Raw genomic sequence first — 18598 nt, forward strand, 5'->3', positions numbered from 1 at the left:
AACGAGCAACGAGCAACGAGCAACGAGCAACGAGCAACGAGCAACGAGCAACGAGCAGTTTAGACCTGCTCCTCCCTCGTCCGCAAGGCTCGATCGCGTTCGGCGAGCTCCTCTGCGGTCTCGTGCCAGCACTGCGTCGGCGGCAAGCCGGGAATGCTCGACGCGACGAAAACCGGGTCTTCATGCCTTTTGCGCTGAGCCGTGTAATCGTCGAGTGCGCGCAGAGCCCATTTACCCAGCAGAACAATCGATATGATATTCACGAAGGCCATGGCGCCCATAACGATATCGGCGATGTTCCAGGCAAGATCGAAACTCGATTGCGCCCCCATGAAAATAGCGATCAGGCAGGTGATTCGGAACACGAACAACACGATCTTGTTATCCTTGATGAACCTGATATTGCTTTCGGCATAAAAGTAATTTCCGATCAAACTCGAAAACGCAAACGCGAAGATGGAGAACGTGATGAAATGGATGCCCAACTCGCCAACCGAATAGTTGATGGCCTGCTGGACAAGCGGCATACCGTTGAGATCGCCGGGCGTTCCACCGACGAAGAACACGAGCACCATCATAGCCGTGCACGAGCAGATAACGAGCGTGTCGATGAACACCGACAGCGTTTGAACGAGCCCCTGCTTGCAAGGATGGGAAACCGATGCGGCAGCCGCGGCGTTAGGTGCCGAGCCCATGCCCGCCTCGTTGGAGAACAAACCGCGCTTGATGCCGATGACCACAACCGAGCCGGCAAATCCGCCGAAGATCGACTGGAAGTTGAACGCCGATTCGAATATCAGGGAAAACACGGCCGGTATCGCATCGATATGCGTCGCCGTAATCCATACCGACAAAGCGATGTAGGCGATGGCCATGATCGGCACGATTATAGATGTCATGAAGCTGATGCGATGCGCACCACCGAAGATGACGAACGCCGTAAACACCACGAGCACGATAGCCAACGCCAGCGGAGCCTGCGATTCGGAATATCCGGGAATATAGTACTCGAGCGAAGAGCTCATGTTGAACGATTGGAGCGCATTGAACCCGTAGGCGAAGCATATGATGAGCAATATGCTGAACAGAACGCCGAGCCAACGCTTTCCGAGCGCCTGTTCGATGTAGTACGCAGGCCCTCCGCGAAACTCGCCGTTCGGCCCTTTGATCTTGAACATCTGAGCAAGCGTCGATTCGATAAACGCCGACGCTGAACCGATCAGCGCCATGAGCCACATCCAGAATACCGCCCCCGGCCCGCCCGTGGCGATGGCCGTGGCGATACCCGCGATGTTTCCCGTACCCACGCGGCTCGCCGTCGAGACCATGAGCGCCTGAAACGACGACACGCTCCTGCTGCCTCCAACGTGCTTGTTCTCGGTCAGCACCGCAAACATATCCTTGATGTAGCGGAACTGAACGCCTTTCGTCCGTATGGTGAAGTACACTCCCACGCCGACAAGCATGAAAACCAAAACGTACGTGTACATGGCATCGCTGATCGCGCCCGTTATACTGATGAGAAGATCGGTCATCCCGTCCAAATTCAGCACCTCCTCGTCTCGCTGACCAGCGAATTGTACCAGATCGATTGCCATAAGGGTACATCCGAGACAACAGGTTGGGCGCATAGCTTCGGATCGAATTCGTATGAGAATGCAAAAAGGGCCTCCGCAAGGAGGCCCCGATCGCCGATTTCTTCGCCGCCCTACTCGGCGGGAACGAACGTATCCCTATCGGGTGCAAACGACTGCATGGCCTCGATCGTGCGGGCGAACAGTTCGTCGAGTTCCCAGCCGAGCATTTCGGCGCCGCTGCGGATAACATCGCGGCTCACGCCGGCAGCGAAGCGCTTGTCCTTGAACTTCTTCTTAAGCGACTTCACCTCGAAATCCATAACGCTCTTCGACGGACGCATGACGATCGCGGCACCGATCAGCCCGGTAAGCTCCTCGGTCGCGAACAAGATCTTCTCCATCTGAAGCTCGGGCTTCGGCAGATCGGTATTGAAATCGGACGTGTGCGACTGGATGGCTCGAATGAGCTCCGGCGATCCGCCGGCGGCCTCGATGTCCTTGGCCGCATAGATGGTGTGCAGCTCGGGCTCGTCGTCATGCTCTTCCCAATCCAGATCATGCAGCAAACCCACAATCCCCCAGAACTCTTCGTTTTCAGGATCGTATTCGCGAGCGAAGTACATCATGGTCTGCTCGACCGTTTCGCCGTGTTCGATATGGAAGGGATCCTTATTATGCTCCTGCAAAAGCGCGAACGCCTCGTCGCGCGTCATTCCAGCTTCAAGCTTCGCCATGGTTCCTCCTGTTTCACGCTTATCCGTCTTATGCCCACTATAGCAATTCGGTTGACAAAGGCAACGCGCTTCTCCGTTAGAACGTAATCCCCGCGGCCGAAATGATAAGGCCCCACACCACGCCGATACCGTAGAGCACGGCAAGTATGGCGATGTTTCGCTTTACCGGGCGGTTCGTGCGGAAAAGCACCAGCAGGCCGACGCCCGCAGAAACAAGCAGACCCGACATCATGGCCCCCGCAGCCAGAGTCCCCTCGAGATACAACTCGGTGATGACAACACTCGCCGCGCAATTGGGGATGAGGCCTACAAGCGCCGAGGCGAACACCGAAAGGCCGGGATTCGCGCCGAGGAACTCGGCGAGCACGTCTTCGCCAACGCCCTCGATCGCCGCTTCGAGCACAAGCGTGATGATGAAGATGAACAACGTTACCTGCAGCGTATGCTTGACGGCGCTCTTGAGAATCCCACCGCCGCCGCCATGGCAATGGCACCGGTCTCGCTCGCACAGCTCGTGAATGCTCATGTCATCGGCTCCACGCCGACGTGCGATTCGCATGACGCCATCAACTAGAAAGCCCATGATCAGGCCGATCAGCAGCTTCGCTCCCAGTATCTTCAAAATGACGATGGGATCGACCTGTTCGGCGATGAAGATGGGCAGCATCTCATCGGAAGTAGAGAGGAACACCGCGATCAGCGTACCGAACGTGATCACGCGTCCGGCATACAGCGTGGCGGCGGCAGCGGAGAATCCGCACTGGGGAAATACGCCGAGCACTGCGCCGATCGCGGGACCGGCAGCCCCCGCCTTGCGAATAGCCGCTTCGGCCCTATCCCCCGCCTTATGCTCGAGCGCCTCCATGGCAAGATACGTGACGAACAAAAAAGGGACGAGCCGCAGCGTGTCGATCAGCGAATGCTCTAAGATATGCAAGACGATTTCCATGGCAGAGTATTTTAGCAGAATCAAAACCCACACCGGCCCCGCATACGCGTCCGTTGACGAATCGCAGAAAAAGGGAACGTCTTGACACACTTTGCGGCGATTCCCGCAAAGATCCGCGCTGTATTTGCGGATGCTCCGCCACGGGCAACCGCTACCGCGAGCGCAGCTCCCAAAACGCCACAGCCGAAGCAGCGGCAACGTTAAGCGAATCGACTCCGTGAGCCATGGGGATCTTAACCGTGTACTCGCATTGGGCGATGGTCGCCCGGGCAAGCCCATCGCCTTCGGTACCGAATATCATGGCAAGCCGATCGCAGGCGCGAAGCCGGGCGTCGTCAAGCGAAAGAGAATCATCGGTCAGGGCGAACGCAGCCGTCGCAAACCCAAGATCCCGCAGGCGGGCAAGCCCTTCTCCGGGCCAATCGACAACGGTTTTTCCAATGCGCGTCCATGGCACCTGAAACACCGTGCCCATCGAAACGCGCACCGCCCGACGATACAGAGGATCGCAGCATGAGGGGGTTACGAGCACCGCATCGACCCCAAGTGCGGCAGCCGAACGAAAAATGGCTCCCACGTTGGTGTGGTCGACAATGCCTTCGAGCACGGCCACGCGTTTCGCACGCACCAGAAGGTCCTCCACGCTCGGCAGCGGCGGACGGCGCATTGCAGAAAGAATGCCACGCGTGAGCTCGAACCCCGTCAGACGCTTGAGCTCGTCGGATGGCAGCACGAATACGGGAACGTCCTCGCTTGCACGCGCGATCACCTCCGCCGATACATCAAGCCATTTTTCTTCCATGAGAAACGAGACAGGCTCGTACCCCGCGTCGAACGCTCGCACGATCACCTTTTCGGATTCGGCAATAAAAATGCCCTTCTCGGGCTCGAGCTTGTTGCGCAGCTGCACCTCGGTGAGGCGCGCGTAGGCATCGAGGCGGGAATCATCCAGCGTATCGAGCTTCACTATAGACATGTCTTCGGTCCACCTCTCGTTCTTGATCGAGTTCTACCATATTCTACTTTTAAGCGGTGGCATCGTCGCACATTACTTCGTATCATCGAAGACGCACAAGGAGGTGCTCATGGACGCACGCATCACGGGGCGCTATATCGCCCTCAAACGAAGGGAGCTCGGCATCACGCAAGAAGAACTTGCCGAGCAGCTGGGCATCACCGGCAAAGCGGTTTCGAAATGGGAAAACGGCCGCTGCCTGCCCGACGGCGCGATCATGCAGCCGCTCTGCGAAAGTCTCGGCGTTTCGTTCAACGAGCTCATGAGCGGAAAAGACATCGAGACCGATCGGGAAAGAAGCACGGCAGAAACCGTCATGAAACAAGCGCTCGACACGATCGGGCAACTGCAGCGCGAAAAAAGAACGCTTATCGGCATCCTGGTCATCATGCTGGGAATCACGACGCTCACCATCGGGCAGTCCCTCGCCAAACTCCCAGCAAGCGAAGTGATGGATTTCCTCGCAGGATTCCTCGTAGGGCTGTCGATCGTCGAAGTGCTCATCGGCATTTTCTTCACGATCCGCAGCCTTGCCGAACCGCACTGAATGCCTCGACGGCTGCCAAACAACAACGGGACCCGAAGATGCGAATGCGAATAGTCTCGCGCGCCCCCATGCCCGCCATTCCTCGATCCTCGGAAACATTCCTTAAAAACAGGCAACGGAGGTTTTACGCCGTCGCTACAATGGCCGCATGACCTGCCGCGCAGATCAAAGCTGCAAATACTATTTCTATAGGTACTTTGCTTAGGGAATGCACGTTTCACGAGGAGGAACACATGAGAGCTCACGTAAAGATCGGCATCGTCGCACTCGTTGCAGCAATGGGCTGCGCGCTTCTCTCTGGATGCGTCGCGGGATACAACGATGGGGACGACACCCTGCACCCCATCACCAAAGAAGACATCGATGACGCAGCCGATGCGGCTGCGAGGCTGGCAGACGATATTTTCGGCACCGTGGGCGACGAGGTAATGTCATCGTTAAGCGATGCCCAGATCGACATGATGGATTCGTTCGGCGAGGCGATTTCCGCCATCGACGGCAGCATCGACAGCGCAGGCGCCGACAAAACCCAGCAGATCAATTTTATGGACGCGTCAACGGGCGAGACGGTATCCGTGCTCACCGATAAATCCGATATCGCCGCATTCGTTGCCGATCTCAAGGTTTCCTCGTGGAAGCCGGCTCCGCTAGAAAGCGTGCCAGCCGATGCGAACAGGGAGTATACGGTTGTGCTCATGCAACAGGAAACGATAAAACTGGGGCAAAAAACCGACGACGCAAAACTCAAGGAGCTGTTTTCCCTGACCTCGTACCGGGATTCGAACATACTCACGCTCGAAGGGGCTCACGTTTCGCTTGATTTCACAACCTCCGATGACACCCATGCGGCAATCGGACATTACGCGCAAAAGTAGCCTAGAAAGCAGCGGGCGGCACCGTTTCCGGAGCCGCCCACTTGGCGAAGCGCGGTATCCCAGCGCGAGCTACGCTCTTGAAACGAACTGGTCGTTCTTGCGCATGCGACGTCCGCCGCACTTGCGATGACCGTCGTAGCGGCGGCTGCGGCGGCTGCGATGGTTGCAGCGGCGGTCTTCGTCGTCGCCCTCGGTGGCCTTCTTCTCCAGCGAATCGGAGAGCTTCGCAAGCAGGCCTTCGAGTTGCGCGCGCTCCTCTTCGCTGAAATCGGCGAAGATGTCCTCGGCAACGCGCTCGTTGGCAGCGGCTCGCTTCTCAGCGATGGCGCGGCCCTCGTCGGTCAGGAACACACCCGTGCTGCGGGCGTCGTCGGCGCATGGGGCAACTGAGACGAAGCCGTTGCACTCGGCCTGGCGAACAACGTCGGCGAGCGATGCGGGATACATGCGCATTTCTTTAGCGAGGTCCTTTTGGGTCGCGCCGTCCATGGACAGCAGATAATGCATGAGCTTGCCCTGGCCGTGGCGGGTATTCATCGGACCGCTCTGATGGTACATGCGGCGCATGAGATTCGAACAGTGGCGGAACTGATCCGGCAGATTGCGTGCTTCGGTAGACATATGATCCTCCTGGGTGTCGTACTTCGTTTTGTCCGCGATCCATAATAGCGATGCATCAAGGCAAACCAAGCATCGCCATACATTATTCATAAAGTACGTTTAATCATCACATTATCCCAGATAAATAACTATTTCTTAATTATTCACATATAAGGTTAACTGAGGGCAACGAACTGGTACGTGCCGCCACGAAACGTGACGAAGCGCGCTTTGCGCACGAATGATCCAAAGCCCGCGAACGCACGGTTGTCCTTGCGAAAGCGCACATTGCATACCCGCCGCCCCCGCTATGCACGATGGCGTACGGCACGACGCCCCCGCAACTCGGCACGACGGCTCCCCGCAGTCCGGCACGACGGCTCCCCGCAGTCCGGCATGCGCGCGCAAAAAAGGAGGCCCCGTGGGGCCTCCTCGCAAGACAGTGCAGACACCAGACGAAATGCAGCCGATCCGGCCTACATCATCCCGCCCATGCCACCAGCCGCACCGGCGAGCGCGGACAGATCGGGACCGTCCTTCGGAATCTCGTTGATGGTTGCCTCGGTGATGAGGATCAGCGCACCAACCGACGCGGCGGATTGCAGCGCGGTGCGGGTAACCTTGACCGGATCGTTCACGCCCATCTCGATCATGTTGCCGTACTCGCCCGTTGCGCAGTTCAGGCCTTCGCCAACCTTCATGCTCTTCACGTGCTCGACGACAACGCTGCCCTCGAAGCCCGCATTTTGAGCGATGGCGCGCATCGGAGCCTCAAGCGCCTTGCGCACGATGTTGATGCCAACCTCTTCGTCCTTGTCGGCGGTTTCAACCTTCTCGAGCGCGGGAATGGCGTTCACAAGCGCGACGCCGCCGCCGGCGACGATGCCCTCTTCGACAGCCGCACGGGTTGCCTGCAGGGCGTCTTCGATGCGGCTCTTCTTCTCCTTGAGCTCGGATTCGGTAGCGGCACCGACCTTGAGCACCGCAACGCCGCCGGAAAGCTTGGCGAGGCGCTCCTGGAGCTTCTCGCGGTCGAAATCGGAGTCGACGCGCTCGAGTTCGGCCTTGATCTGATGGATACGATCCTCGATGGCCTTCTTATCGCCCGCGCCGTCAACGATGAGCGCGGTATCCTTGGTGACCTTGACGGTCTTCGCGTGGCCCATCATATCGATGGTCGCATCGGCCATGGTCATGCCGAAGTCCTTGTCGATAACCTGCGCGCCGGTAACGGCAGCGATGTCTTCGAGGATGCGCTTGCGGCGATCGCCGAAACCAGGAGCCTTGATGGCGACGCAGTTGAAGGTACCGCGCAGCTTGTTCAGAAGGATGGTAGCGAGAGCCTCGCCCTCAACGTCCTCAGCGACGAGGAACAGCGGGCGACCGGACTTCATAACCTCTTCCAGCAGCGGCACCATATCCTGAATGTTGCTGACTTTCTGGTCGGTCAACAGGATGTAGGGGTCTTTGAGAACGGCTTCCATCTTCTCCATGTCGGTAGCCATGTAAGGAGAGATGTAGCCACGGTCGTACTGCATGCCCTCAACGATGTCCATCTCGAGGCCGAACGTCTGGCTCTCCTCGACAGAGATGGCGCCGTCCTTGCCAACAGCGTCCATGGCCTCGGCGATCTTCTCGCCGATTTCGGCATCGCCTGCGGAGATGGTGCCCACGTTGGCGATCTGCTCTTTGCCGGACACCTCGGTTGCGGTGTTCTTGATCTCTTCGACGACCGCATCGGTTGCCTTCTGGATGCCGCGGCGAATGCCAAGCGCATCAGCGCCGGCGGTCACGTTGCGCAGGCCTTCCGAAACGATAACGTCGGCAAGCAGAGTTGCGGTGGTGGTGCCGTCGCCGGCAACGTCGTTGGTCTTAACGGCAACCTCGCGAACGAGCTGCGCACCCATGTTCTCGACCGGATCCTCCAGCTCAACTTCCTTGGCGACGGTCACGCCGTCGTTGGTGATAACCGGTGCGCCGTAGGATTTCTCCAAAGCGACATAGCGGCCCTTGGGCCCAAGCGTCACCTTGACGGCGTCAGCCAGCTTGGAAACGCCTGCTGCAAGCGCGCTGCGCGCGTCGGCTTCGAACTTGATATCTTTTGCCATAGTGCTCATTTCCTTTCGATGATCGAACTGCTTTACTCGCTGATATTCTGAGAAAAAAGCTGAAGGCTAGGCGAAAACCGCGTACAGGTCGTCAGCGCGCAGGATCAGAACGTCCTCGCCGTCAACGGTAACCTCGGTGCCGCCGAACTTCCCATAGATAACCTTGTCGCCAACTTTGACGGGCATCGGCAGATGCTTGCCGTCCTTGTCGAGCTTGCCATCGCCTACTGCGAGCACAACACCGGTCGTGGGCTTTTCCTTCGCCTCGGACGCGATGTACAGACCAGACGCAGTCGTGGTCTCGGCCTCATCTGCTTTGATGATCACGCGGTCACCCAATGGTTTAAGATTCATATCTATGCCTTCCTTTCGATCGGCTCTTTCTGAATCACGTCACGTTGCACTATTTAACCACTCGTTTGAGCGGAGTGCTAGCACTCTTGAGTAACGAGTGCTAAACAATGCGATATATTACCACCAACGGAAGCCAATGCAAGAAAAAATGAGATTATCTAAGCGCCTTTGACTAAGGTTTCACAAGGACTCTACAGTTCATCGACCCAAGGGCCTTCAGCCAGCCCTTACGCGCCCGGAACCACAAGACCGTTCTCGTAGGCAAGCACGACGAGCTGGGCTCGATCGTGGGCCCCGAGCTTCGACATGATGCGGGCCACATGCGTCTTCACCGTAGCAGGCGAAATGACCAAATCGGCTGCGATATCGTCGTTGGTGAGACCCCGGGCGACAAGGGCGAGTATTTCGCGCTCGCGGTCGGTAAGAACCGACAGCGATGTTTCGGAGTGCACTTTGCGCGCGCGGGATTCCACGAACGTCTCGACGAGCCTTCGCGTGATCGACGGCTGTATAAGCGCATCGCCCTTGGCTACCACCTCGATCGCATCGGCGATATCATCGGGCTCGGAATCCTTCAGCATGAACCCGCTCGCACCGGCCGAAAGCGCATCGTAGACGTACTCGTCGATATCGAACGTGGTCAGAATCAGCACGTGCGTATCAGCGAGTTCGGGATCAGCCGTGATCTCCGCCGTTGCCTCGATGCCGTTTTCGATCGGCATTCGGATATCCATGAGCACGACGTCGGGCTTGGTTTCGCGGACGCGCTCGACCGCATCGCGCCCGTTGCTCGCCTCGCCCACCACCTTCAGGTTCTCGAACGACGAGAGGATGAGTTTGAACCCGTTGCGCACAAGATCCTGATCGTCGGCAATCACCACGCGCAGCTCGGGTCCGCGGCTCAGCGCCTCATCGGCCATGCGCGCGGCCTCTTCGCTGCGCTGGCGCAGCCGCTCCTGCATTTCGCGGTACTTGTCGTTGTAGAGATCGGACCCGCCGATCAATTCCTCAGCCATGATTCCTCCCAGCTTCACCCAAGGGTATGCTCACGCGCACGGCGAATCCTTTTCCTGCGCGGTTATGCGCCGATATCGTACCATCGAGCAAGCTCACCCGCTCGTTCATGCCCTCTATGCCGTGCCCGTCGGTTTCTTCATCGTTGCGCCCGCGCCCGTCGTCTTCGATCGATAGGCGCGCCGCCTCGCCGTCCACGGCAAGGCGAATCGAAACGCCGCTTGCGTGCGCATGCTTCACGATATTGGTGGCCGCTTCGCGCGCGATGCCGAACAGAGCCACATCTATGTAGGCGGGCACCCGTTCGCGATCGAATCCCGAGTCGTCGTAGTCGACGTTCAGTCCGGCGTCCTCAAGGTAGGATACGATATCGCCCATACGTTCGGTTCCAACGGTCGGAGCCGTTTCGGCCTGCGCATCTCCGCTGCGCAAAACGCCGATCATGCTGCGTATTTCCTCGAGCGCATCCTTCGAGGTCGCGCGAATCGTGCCGATGGCCTCTTTGGCGGCAATAGGATCCTTGTCGATGAGGCGATCGGCCGCAGCCGCCTGGATACTCACCGCCGACAGCGAGTGTGCCGTTATGTCGTGGATCTCACGAGCGATGCGCACGCGCTCTTCCTCGACACGACGGGCGGCCTCCTCCTCGCGACTCTTCTCCGCCGCGATGGCGCGCCGCTCGGTTTCCGCCACGTATTCCTGATGCGTGCGCAGCGCGAACCCGCCGAGCGCGGCGGCCACCATGTAGGTGACGTTTTGCAATCTCATGAGGTCGGAAAGGCTTTCGCTGTTCGTGGGAAGCGCGATGAAGAGCAGCGAGATCACCGCCAGCACCGTTGCGACGACCGCCTCGGTTCGATCGCGCTCGTGGGCGATCGTGAACAGGCCGATGATCGGCCCGAGAACGGCCAGGGTGTACCCTACCAGAATCTCCTGGGTTCCCAAAAACGCTATCATGACGAAGATGAAGACGAGCCACGGCGATTTGCGCCGCGCAACGAGGGGAAGCGTCGTCAAGCCTATGGCGACGTAGGCGCCGGTCTGGGGCATCGCATTCGGAATACCGAGCAGCTGACGAAACAGCTCGTCGGGCATCACGACCGACGACATGGTCAAAAGAAGCTGTGCACAGCCGAACGCAAACGCGCCGATGGCAACAGCCGCATCGAACAGCCAATCGGCGGCTTCCATCTTCTTGGTGTTGAATAAAAAGTTTTCCATGCATGTATAGTAGGTTACTCGCCGCCCTTTTCGCCATACTCTGGCAAGAGTATATTCAAACTGTAACTATGTACAGGATACAGCGGCATCCGAAAAGCATGCGGGCGAGAAATACGAGGGAGCTCCAGCGGTTTGCGACGGTCCGTGGAGAGATTGCGTCGTTCGCCGAGGCAGGTGGTGACAAGAGGCGTTGCAGGGCCCTATACTCGGGTGTCTTCTTCACGAACACGCTATCGAGTGCTGCGCATTCGCCCATCGAAAGGATCAGGCTGCCGCAATGGAACGACGCGAATTCTTCAAGCTTGCCGGGGCCTCGGCCGCAACGCTTGCGATCGGCGGCGCCCTGTTCGGTTGCGAAACCGAGCTTGCCTCGCCTGCCGAGACGAACTCCTCAGGCGATGAAAGCGTTGTCGGCTCGCCGCAGGTTTCGTTCGAGGAAACCGTCGATGTGCTTATCGTCGGCAGCGGCATCGCGGGCCTGTCCGCCGCCATGCCTCCCATTGAGGAAAAGCGATCGGTCCTCGTCGTCGACAAGCGCGACCTTTTGGGAGGCGAGAGCTACGAAGCCAACGGGCTGTTCTACGTTTCGGGAACCGATATCCAGAAAAACGCCGGTATAGAAAAGACCGCCGAAGACGCCTGGAAGGAGCGCAAGTCCGAACTCGAGGAAGAGGGAAGCACCGACGATCTCCGGTTCAAGCAGAGCCTCGTCATGGCGCAAGCGGAATGGATCGATCATGCCGTAAGCGTCTATCAGGCATCTTTCGCCGACCCGAAGGACTACGCCAAAGGCCCAACGACCGAATCGTTCCTGCTTCCGAAAAAGGGCATCGGCGATATGGACAGCATCATGTCCCCCATTAAGGAAGGGCTTGCCGGCAAGGGCGTTTCATTCTCGCTTGGAATGAAGGCGGTCGCGTTCATCCTCGATGGCGCGAACAACCCCGTAGGCATGCGGTTTTTCTCCTCGAAATCCGACTCGATACTCGACGTGCGGGCTCGAAAAATCGTGCTGGCAACAGGCGGGTTCTGCTCGAACCAGTACATGATCAACCAGAACAGTCCCGACCAAACGACCATCGGATGCCTAACCGTCCACTCCGTCGGCGATGGCATCGCCCTCGGCGCCACCCTGGGCGGGCAAACAGCCGAGATGGACCAACCCGCGCTGCTCACCAGCGATGTTCCCCAAGTATCGGCCTGGGGCCTGTTCGGACCGAGCGTGAACGTTTCGCCGCAAGGCGTGCGGTTCGCTCGCGAAGACCAGGCGGGCAAATCGGCGACCGAATGCGTTTCGCAAGAACTCGGATTTTGGTGGACGGTATTCGACAAACAGCTATCCGAGGGAATCCTTTCGCGCAGCGTCGCCTACGTTTCAAGCAAATCGGCCAAGCGCCTTGTCGGACCGTTCGATTCCCTCGACGATCTTGCGTCGGCCATGAAGGTACCCGCCGATGCGCTTGCCGATGCGCTCGAAGCGTACGGCAACGCCGTCGAGGCGGGCAAAGACGAGGAGTTCGGCCGGCAAGCAGGATTGAAGCCGCTCGAAGGGCCCTACTACGCCATCAAGCAGTTTCCCGTACGCTACAAGACGCTCGGCGGTCTGAAAACCAGCGATACGGGCCAAATCGTCAACGCCGCTTCCCTGCCCGTGGCCAACGCGTACTGCTGCGGCTCATGCGCAGCGGAAAGCGCCAACGGCCTCGCGTCGAACGCGGCGTTCGGAATGATCGTCGGGAAGGCGATCGTCGACGAGCTTGCCGCCGAAGACGAAAAAGCCGAGAAGGAGAGCAACGAGGCGCAATCCTGAAAAGCCCGCAACGTACAAGAACCACCCTACCGGTAAAACGCCGCTTGGGGGCAAGGAGGCTCCATGGCGCGCTTGAACGCGAAGCGGCGCGTTTTCGCCAGCACGCCTTCCACCATGTCGCGATCGAAGCCCTCCCCCGCAATCTCATCGACCGACCTGCCGTGCTCGATTGCGGCGATCAGTATCGCATCCAGATCGTCGTAGGATATGCCGAGGCTCTTCTCGTCCTGCTGGTCGGGAGCCAGCTCGGCGCTCGGCGGCTTGGTGAATACGTTTTCGGGAATCGGCGGCGTTTCGCCTGCGTCGGCCGCTTGGGCGTTGCGCCAACGGCCGACTGCATAGACGTCGGTTTTATAGAGCCCGCCCATCGGGGCGAACGCTCCAGCGGTATCGCCGTACAGCGTTGAGTAGCCCATCATCGCCTCGCTCTTGTTGCCCGTGTTAACAAGCATCCACCCGTAGGCATTCGAGAGGGCCATCAAACACACCATGCGGCATCGGGCCTGCGTGTTTTCGGCGGCAAGCCCCGAAAGCTCTCCGCCGCATGCCTTGGCAAGCACGCGCTCGAACGCTTCGAACGGCTCGAGAATGGAAACGGTGCATGCGGAAACCCCCAGATTATCGGCCAGCTCTTGGGCATCCTCGACCGAATGCTCGCTCGAATATGGCCCCGGAAGCAAAACGCCGTGGACATGGCCGGCCCCGAATGCATCGGCCGCCATAACCGCTACAACCGCCGAATCGATGCCGCCCGACAACCCGATGACGGCATCGACGAATCCGGCTTCGTCAGCGTAGTTTTTCAGAGCGCGTACGCACGCGCGGTATTTTTCCTGAGGTTGCATGCCTTTGCCTTTCTCCGCCTTCGACTCAAGCAAGGTGCCGTCTTGCTTCATCTCGCCTTGTCAAGCATAGCGCGCGAAGGTTTCGATCGCATTGCCGATTCTCTGCCGCTACTGAATCGCGCGAATCTGCTCGGCAAGCCACTCCGCCCATTCGGTAACGCCTTCGCCCTTGGTCGCCGCTATGGGGAAAACGGGCGCCTGGGGGTTGAGCTGCTTGACCGACGCGTAGAAGGCATCGCTGTCGAAGTTGAACACGGGCATCGTGTCTACCTTGTTGAGAATGATCGCCTCGGAAGCCTGGAACACACCCGGGTATTTGAGCGGCTTGTCATCGCCCTCGGGAACAGAAAGGATCATGACCTTCATGTTCTCGCCCAGATCGAAATCGGTCGGGCATACCAAGTTGCCCACGTTCTCGACGATGATAAGATCAAGTCGCTCAAGATCGAGCACATCAACCGCGCGCCGTATCATATCGCTTTCAAGATGGCACGCGCCGCCCGTGTTGATCTGCACGGCTGCAATGCCCTGAGCCTTGATTTTTTCCGCATCGACGCTCGAGGCGATATCTCCTTCGATGACGGCGATGTTGAACTCGTCGCGCAGCGCGTCGATCGTGGCGAGGATCGTGGAGGTTTTGCCCGATCCAGGGCTTGCCAACAGATCGAGAACGAAGACGTTGTGCTGGGCGAACAGTTCGCGGTTCTTCTTTGCCAGCTCGTCGTTTTTCCCGAGAATCGGCTGCTTGATGTCAATCTGCATGACCTTTACGCTCCTTCGCTCGTATCATCGGACGCCCCATCATCCGGTATGTCCACTTCGATCGAATCGATCTGCAGTTCCTTGCCCGCCAACAGCTGGGTTGCAAAGCTCCCGCATTCGGGGCAGAGCATGTGCAGACGATCGTGTTCGTACTCGATGCCGCATTCGAGACACCGGCTCCTCGGCTGGATCATGGTGATCTCGAAATCTGCGCCCTCGCAGATGGTATTTTCGGAAAGCGCTTCGAAAGCGAAGCGCAGAGCGTCTTCGATCGCCTCGGTCATAACGCCAACCGAAAGGTTGATCTTGAGAACCTTATCGGCTCCCGCTTCTTTTGCAGCGGTTTCTACCGACTCCATGACGCCGGTCATGATGCCTAATTCATGCACGTGGCGAACCTTTCGTTTACGCAAACCCCATCCTGTTCGGTGGAATTGCGGCTATCCGTACCTGAAAGTGTAATCGGTGCTGCACCCGTTTTGCGTGCAGCACCGATCAGCGTAGCCAATCCTATCGCGAACGCCCATCCGCACGCGCCGGGAGCATCGCAGCCCCGAGCGAACCGATCGGCAAAGCGACCGACAAGGCGCCTACTTGTCTTTTTTCTTTTCCGCTTTCATGGCGGCGTATTCTTCCTGCCATTCCTTTTCTTCGGCTTCCTTGGCCTCGTACGCAGCGGTTTGCTCCTTGATGCGCTTGCCGAGCACGATGCGCGAGATCAGCAAGCTTGCTTCGTAGAGCGCCACGAGCGCAGCGAACATGAGCAACATCGTAACGGGCGATGCATCGGGCGTGACCATTGCCGAAATAACCATGAGCGCGATGTACACGGTTCGCCAGCTGTTGCGAAGCTTCTTATAGGGAACTACATCGAAGATGACGAGGTAGAACACGATGAGCGGAAGCTCGAACGCGAAGCCGAACCCAAGCTCGAACTTGATGATGATATCCAGATACGAGCTGGCTCGCGCCATGATCTCCCATCCTACCGCCTGCTCGGTGAGCCACTCGAATGCGGGGTTGAGGATGATGAGATAGCAGAACACCGTGCCGAAGATAAACAGGGCAACGGCGGCCGCGAACGTCGGAACGAACCATTTGCGCTCGTTGGGCTTAAGCGCTGGAAGGAAGAACGCAAGTATCTGCCAAAGGATTACCGGCATACAGGCCACAAGCGAAGTCCAGAACGCCAGCTTGAAACGCTGTGCGAACGGCTCGAACGGGTCGATCACGATAAGATCGGTTGGAAGATAATCGCGGATTGGCGCAATCAAGAACTCGGAAATCGTCGGTGTCGCAAGGTAGAAAACGCACACCGCAACAGCCAAGCAGGCAAGAATGCGCACGAGACGCATGCGAAGCTCGCTCAGATGGTCGAAAAGGGGCATACGCGCCGGACCGATAGGCATAGCTTATTCCCCCTTTTCCTCAGTCGAAGGTTTGCTGGTCGAAGCGGGCTTCGTCGCAGATTTGGACGCTGCAGGCTTGCTCGCGGTTTTCGAGGCCGCAGGTTTCGCCGCCGTCTTCGAAGCCGCAGGCTTGGCGGCGGACTTCGACGCAGCAGTCGACCTGGTTGCCGATGATTTAGCTGCAGTCGTTGAAGCCGCAGGTTTTGCCGCAGAAGCGGTTTTGCTCGCAGCGGTGGACGTCTTCGCCGCGGTGGCTTTCGACGCACCGGCTTTGGTTGCGGTTGCTTTCGATGCCGTTGCCTTGGCCGCAGTGGAGGTCGTGGCCTTCGTAGCCGCCGAGGCAGCCGGCTTCGCAGACTGAGCCTTGGAGGCCGAGGCGCTCTTGGCCGCAGTCGCGGGCTTTGCAGCAGCCGCCTTGTCTGCAGATGCCGTAGACGGCTTGGCGGCACTCCGGGCAGCAGGCTTCTTCTCAACCGATTCGGCCCCGTCTGCCTTCGCCTTCGCCTGGGACGTCGTTTTCTTTGCTGCAGCGGGTTTGTTGCCGTACAGCTCGTCGGCGCTCGGCTTGGGCTTCGCATCGGTCTTCCCGTCGGCCTTCGCATCGTCGGTCGCCTTCTTGGCGGCTACCGCCGCGCCTGCCGCCGTTGCCGTGCCAGCTGCAGCCTTCTTCTCTTCGGCAGCCTTCTTTGCTGCACGCTCTTTGTCGTATTTCGCTTTACGCTCCGAGAAGCTCTCGGTCTTCTCTTCCGATTTGCCGACTTCGCTGATCTTCGACAAAGCGTCAAGCGGGTTCTTGAAGGGCTCGTCGGAGTTGGGATCGTAAACCTCGGTCTTGATGACCTTGTTCATCTCCTCTTGAGCGCTTCTGAATTTTCCGATCGCTTTTCCCACCGTCTTTGCGATAGCAGGCAGCTTGTCGGGTCCGAACACGAGGAACCCGAACAGCAGAATGAGGAAAAGCTCGAATCCACCGATACCAAACAAGGTAACCCCTATACATTCTCATGGTGCAAGCTCGCCTTATTGCGTGCGCACCTCATCTATCCATAACCGAATCATAGTAGCACAAACCTCGTTGCGATACCGCTCGGTTGCGCGCATGAGCATTATTCCACAGAGGCGATACTACGTCGAGAGTATCGAAAAACCCTACGAGCCGCCGCCTATAACCATAAGCGCCATGGTCGGAAGCGATAGCGCCAATACCAAAATCACGGCCACAACGACGATAACCACCTTTTTTATCTTTTCGGATCTCGCGCGCTGGGCCTTGGCGCGCGCCTCGCGCTCCTGAGCTTCCCTGATGCGATCCGCTCTTTGCTGAGAAGCCGATTTTTGCTTCTTATTCGCCATTTACATCCTCAATTTTCCACGTATCTCGATCACGCGGGCGATGTTCTTCGCAACCTCGACATCCACGTGCCAGTGATTCTTTTCATACAGCATGGTGCCGGCAACCATGGTCATGAGCACGTCCGCGCCGCTGCATGTGTTGACAACGGCCGACACCGGATCGGACGAGGGCGTCTGATGCGATCCGGAAAGATCGACCGCAATGACATCGGCCTCCTTCCCCACCTCGAGCGAGCCCACCTTGTCATCGAGCATGAGAGCGCGTGCGCCGCCGATCGTCGCCATCTCGAGCATCGTCTGCGAATCGAGAAACTTGCCCACGTTGACCGCGCGCTGCACGAGCATGCCGATGCGCATCTCAGCGAGCATGTCGGTCGAGTCGGTTGCGGCAGGCGAATCGGTGCCGAGACCCGTGCGAAGCCCCGCGCGAATGAATTCGCTGATGGGAGCAACACCCATGCCGAGCTGCGCGTTGCAGCGCGGACAGGCCGCTATCGCCACGTTGTATTCTTTGAGTTTCTCGATATCCTCCGCATCGATATGGACGCAATGAATCGCCATAACGTTGGGCGCATCGAACGCTCCCCAGTTGAGAGCGTAGCGAATGGGCGTCGTACCTGTGGGAAGCCATGGGGGGATCTCCACGTAACCGCGCTTCTGATCCATCTCGTGAACCGAAAACGGTGACGAGCCGTACTTGATGAAGTTGTATTCTTCGCGACTGCCCGCTAGATGCATGGCAACCGGCATGTCGTGCTTGGTCGCCATCTCGGCCACCCGCGCGAAAATCGAGGGATGGCAGACATAGAGGGCGGCAGGCGCTATGCCGATGGTTATGCGGCTCGAATCGACCTCCTGTTTCCAGTGGGCGATATCATGCTCGGCGAGCTTCATCGCGTAATCGACGCGATGCTTGTCGAGCGCACCGACCTCACGGTAGATCACGCTACGCAGTCCGAGTTTCTGAGTCGCCGTGCAGGCGGCGCCCGTCGGCGTGATATCTGCCACGCAGGTGATGCCCGACGAAAGCGCCTCCAGGCCCCCGAGGATCGCCGAATCGTACCAATCGCCCGCCTCCATGCGATGACCCTTTTCGTGAACCGATTGGATCCATGTGGCATACGGAACGTCATGCACGACGCCGCGCATGACCGCGTTTTCGAGATGGGTATGCAAATCGATGAGGCCCGGCATGAGTGCCGCAAGGCCGAAATCCTTGACCTCTTCATCGGGGTAGCGCAATTTCAGCATGTCGGCCTTGCCGAGGTCGCGGATCTTCCCATCGCGAACAAGCATGGCACCGTTGATGATCGGCTCGGACGTTATGGGCAGAATATAGTGTGCGCACAATAACATAGGCGTCTCCTGAAAATCGTGTGGCACGTATTCTAGCATTGATGGCGATCGTTCTGATGGATGTCCATG

19 protein-coding genes are annotated in these 18598 nt (G+C 58.5%); 3 read left to right on the forward strand and 16 right to left on the reverse strand.

Going from position 1 to position 18598, the window contains the following annotated elements:
• Positions 1–59: 59 nt before the first annotated feature.
• The 4 genes from C1719_RS13420 to C1719_RS13435 form a co-directional block, all read right to left on the reverse strand.
• Complete coding sequence (locus C1719_RS13420) at positions 60–1535, reverse strand: alanine/glycine:cation symporter family protein (protein WP_102375569.1); 1476 nt, start codon at positions 1533–1535, stop codon at positions 60–62.
• Between the two features lie 173 nt (positions 1536–1708).
• Entirely contained in the window at positions 1709–2311 is a 603-nt protein-coding gene (locus tag C1719_RS13425; RefSeq protein ID WP_102375570.1) for an HD domain-containing protein, read from the reverse strand.
• A gap of 76 nt (positions 2312–2387) precedes the next feature.
• Positions 2388–3248 (reverse strand): putative manganese transporter, encoded by an 861-nt coding sequence (locus C1719_RS13430; RefSeq protein WP_245874529.1) that lies wholly within the window; start codon positions 3246–3248, stop codon positions 2388–2390.
• A 163-nt stretch (positions 3249–3411) separates the two neighbouring features.
• A complete protein-coding gene (locus C1719_RS13435; RefSeq protein ID WP_102375572.1) occupies positions 3412–4236 on the reverse strand; it encodes a TrmH family RNA methyltransferase in 825 nt (274 codons plus the stop codon).
• A 109-nt stretch (positions 4237–4345) separates the two neighbouring features.
• Here C1719_RS13435 and C1719_RS13440 point away from each other — a divergent pair, with 109 nt between their 5' ends.
• Together C1719_RS13440 and C1719_RS13445 are read left to right on the forward strand one after the other, a co-directional pair.
• The gene (locus tag C1719_RS13440) at positions 4346–4822 is read left to right on the forward strand and encodes a helix-turn-helix domain-containing protein (RefSeq protein WP_180963618.1); all 477 of its coding nucleotides are present in this window, start codon (positions 4346–4348) and stop codon (positions 4820–4822) included.
• A 233-nt stretch (positions 4823–5055) separates the two neighbouring features.
• Positions 5056–5697, forward strand: a complete 642-nt coding sequence (locus C1719_RS13445; RefSeq protein WP_102375574.1) for a hypothetical protein — start codon at positions 5056–5058, stop codon at positions 5695–5697.
• A gap of 69 nt (positions 5698–5766) precedes the next feature.
• Here C1719_RS13445 and C1719_RS13450 read toward each other — a convergent pair whose 3' ends face one another.
• The 5 genes from C1719_RS13450 to C1719_RS13470 all read right to left on the reverse strand — a co-directional run bounded on the left by C1719_RS13450 (position 5767) and on the right by C1719_RS13470 (position 10994).
• Positions 5767–6318 carry a MarR family winged helix-turn-helix transcriptional regulator gene (locus C1719_RS13450; protein ID WP_180963619.1) on the reverse strand — a complete coding sequence of 184 codons (552 nt, stop codon included), beginning with the start codon at positions 6316–6318 and terminating at the stop codon, positions 5767–5769.
• Between the two features lie 455 nt (positions 6319–6773).
• Positions 6774–8405, reverse strand: a complete 1632-nt coding sequence (groL, locus tag C1719_RS13455; protein ID WP_102375576.1) for a chaperonin GroEL — start codon at positions 8403–8405, stop codon at positions 6774–6776.
• Positions 8406–8471: 66 nt separating this feature from the next.
• Entirely contained in the window at positions 8472–8759 is a 288-nt protein-coding gene (locus tag C1719_RS13460) for a co-chaperone GroES (RefSeq protein WP_102375577.1), read from the reverse strand.
• A gap of 227 nt (positions 8760–8986) precedes the next feature.
• Positions 8987–9775, reverse strand: coding sequence for a response regulator (locus C1719_RS13465; protein WP_245874530.1), 789 nt, complete (start codon positions 9773–9775; stop codon positions 8987–8989).
• Complete coding sequence (locus C1719_RS13470) at positions 9768–10994, reverse strand: sensor histidine kinase (protein WP_102375578.1); 1227 nt, start codon at positions 10992–10994, stop codon at positions 9768–9770. Before C1719_RS13470 ends, C1719_RS13465 begins: the two co-directional genes overlap by 8 nt.
• Before the next feature lie 277 nt (positions 10995–11271).
• Here C1719_RS13470 and C1719_RS13475 point away from each other — a divergent pair, with 277 nt between their 5' ends.
• Positions 11272–12804, forward strand: coding sequence for an FAD-dependent oxidoreductase (locus C1719_RS13475; RefSeq protein ID WP_102375579.1), 1533 nt, complete (start codon positions 11272–11274; stop codon positions 12802–12804).
• Positions 12805–12830: 26 nt separating this feature from the next.
• Here the strand turns inward: C1719_RS13475 and nadE are convergent, their stop codons facing one another.
• The 7 genes from nadE to C1719_RS13510 form a co-directional block, all read right to left on the reverse strand.
• Positions 12831–13649, reverse strand: a complete 819-nt coding sequence (gene nadE, locus C1719_RS13480) for an NAD(+) synthase (protein ID WP_102376089.1) — start codon at positions 13647–13649, stop codon at positions 12831–12833.
• A 108-nt stretch (positions 13650–13757) separates the two neighbouring features.
• Entirely contained in the window at positions 13758–14411 is a 654-nt protein-coding gene (gene hypB / locus C1719_RS13485) for a hydrogenase nickel incorporation protein HypB (protein ID WP_102375580.1), read from the reverse strand.
• Positions 14412–14416: 5 nt separating this feature from the next.
• Positions 14417–14800, reverse strand: a complete 384-nt coding sequence (gene hypA / locus C1719_RS13490) for a hydrogenase maturation nickel metallochaperone HypA (protein WP_102375581.1) — start codon at positions 14798–14800, stop codon at positions 14417–14419.
• Between the two features lie 201 nt (positions 14801–15001).
• On the reverse strand, positions 15002–15820 hold the full coding sequence (gene tatC / locus C1719_RS13495; RefSeq protein WP_102375582.1) for a twin-arginine translocase subunit TatC: 819 nt from the start codon (positions 15818–15820) through the stop codon (positions 15002–15004).
• 3 nt (positions 15821–15823) lie between these two features.
• Positions 15824–16804 carry a Sec-independent protein translocase subunit TatA/TatB gene (locus C1719_RS13500; RefSeq protein ID WP_102375583.1) on the reverse strand — a complete coding sequence of 327 codons (981 nt, stop codon included), beginning with the start codon at positions 16802–16804 and terminating at the stop codon, positions 15824–15826.
• Between the two features lie 165 nt (positions 16805–16969).
• Positions 16970–17173 (reverse strand): CASC3 protein CASC3, encoded by a 204-nt coding sequence (locus tag C1719_RS13505; protein ID WP_102375584.1) that lies wholly within the window; start codon positions 17171–17173, stop codon positions 16970–16972.
• Positions 17174–18529, reverse strand: a complete 1356-nt coding sequence (locus C1719_RS13510) for an amidohydrolase family protein (protein WP_102376090.1) — start codon at positions 18527–18529, stop codon at positions 17174–17176.
• Positions 18530–18598 lie beyond the last annotated feature (69 nt).

The sequence above is a fragment of the Raoultibacter massiliensis genome (assembly GCF_900199545.1).
Taxonomy (GTDB): Bacteria; Actinomycetota; Coriobacteriia; order Coriobacteriales; family Eggerthellaceae; genus Raoultibacter; species Raoultibacter massiliensis.

Coding starts and splice junctions, on each gene's coding strand:
- C1719_RS13420 (WP_102375569.1), bottom strand. CDS start 1,535: ATGACCGATCTTCTCATCAGTATAACGGGCGCGATCAGCGATGCCATG.
- C1719_RS13425 (WP_102375570.1), bottom strand. CDS start 2,311: ATGGCGAAGCTTGAAGCTGGAATGACGCGCGACGAGGCGTTCGCGCTT.
- C1719_RS13435 (WP_102375572.1), bottom strand. CDS start 4,236: ATGTCTATAGTGAAGCTCGATACGCTGGATGATTCCCGCCTCGATGCC.
- C1719_RS13440 (WP_180963618.1), top strand. CDS start 4,346: ATGGACGCACGCATCACGGGGCGCTATATCGCCCTCAAACGAAGGGAG.
- C1719_RS13445 (WP_102375574.1), top strand. CDS start 5,056: ATGAGAGCTCACGTAAAGATCGGCATCGTCGCACTCGTTGCAGCAATG.
- C1719_RS13450 (WP_180963619.1), bottom strand. CDS start 6,318: ATGTCTACCGAAGCACGCAATCTGCCGGATCAGTTCCGCCACTGTTCG.
- groL (WP_102375576.1), bottom strand. CDS start 8,405: ATGGCAAAAGATATCAAGTTCGAAGCCGACGCGCGCAGCGCGCTTGCA.
- C1719_RS13460 (WP_102375577.1), bottom strand. CDS start 8,759: ATGAATCTTAAACCATTGGGTGACCGCGTGATCATCAAAGCAGATGAG.
- C1719_RS13465 (WP_245874530.1), bottom strand. CDS start 9,775: ATGGCTGAGGAATTGATCGGCGGGTCCGATCTCTACAACGACAAGTAC.
- C1719_RS13470 (WP_102375578.1), bottom strand. CDS start 10,994: ATGGAAAACTTTTTATTCAACACCAAGAAGATGGAAGCCGCCGATTGG.
- C1719_RS13475 (WP_102375579.1), top strand. CDS start 11,272: ATGGAACGACGCGAATTCTTCAAGCTTGCCGGGGCCTCGGCCGCAACG.
- nadE (WP_102376089.1), bottom strand. CDS start 13,649: ATGCAACCTCAGGAAAAATACCGCGCGTGCGTACGCGCTCTGAAAAAC.
- hypB (WP_102375580.1), bottom strand. CDS start 14,411: ATGCAGATTGACATCAAGCAGCCGATTCTCGGGAAAAACGACGAGCTG.
- tatC (WP_102375582.1), bottom strand. CDS start 15,820: ATGCCTATCGGTCCGGCGCGTATGCCCCTTTTCGACCATCTGAGCGAG.
- C1719_RS13505 (WP_102375584.1), bottom strand. CDS start 17,173: ATGGCGAATAAGAAGCAAAAATCGGCTTCTCAGCAAAGAGCGGATCGC.
- C1719_RS13510 (WP_102376090.1), bottom strand. CDS start 18,529: ATGTTATTGTGCGCACACTATATTCTGCCCATAACGTCCGAGCCGATC.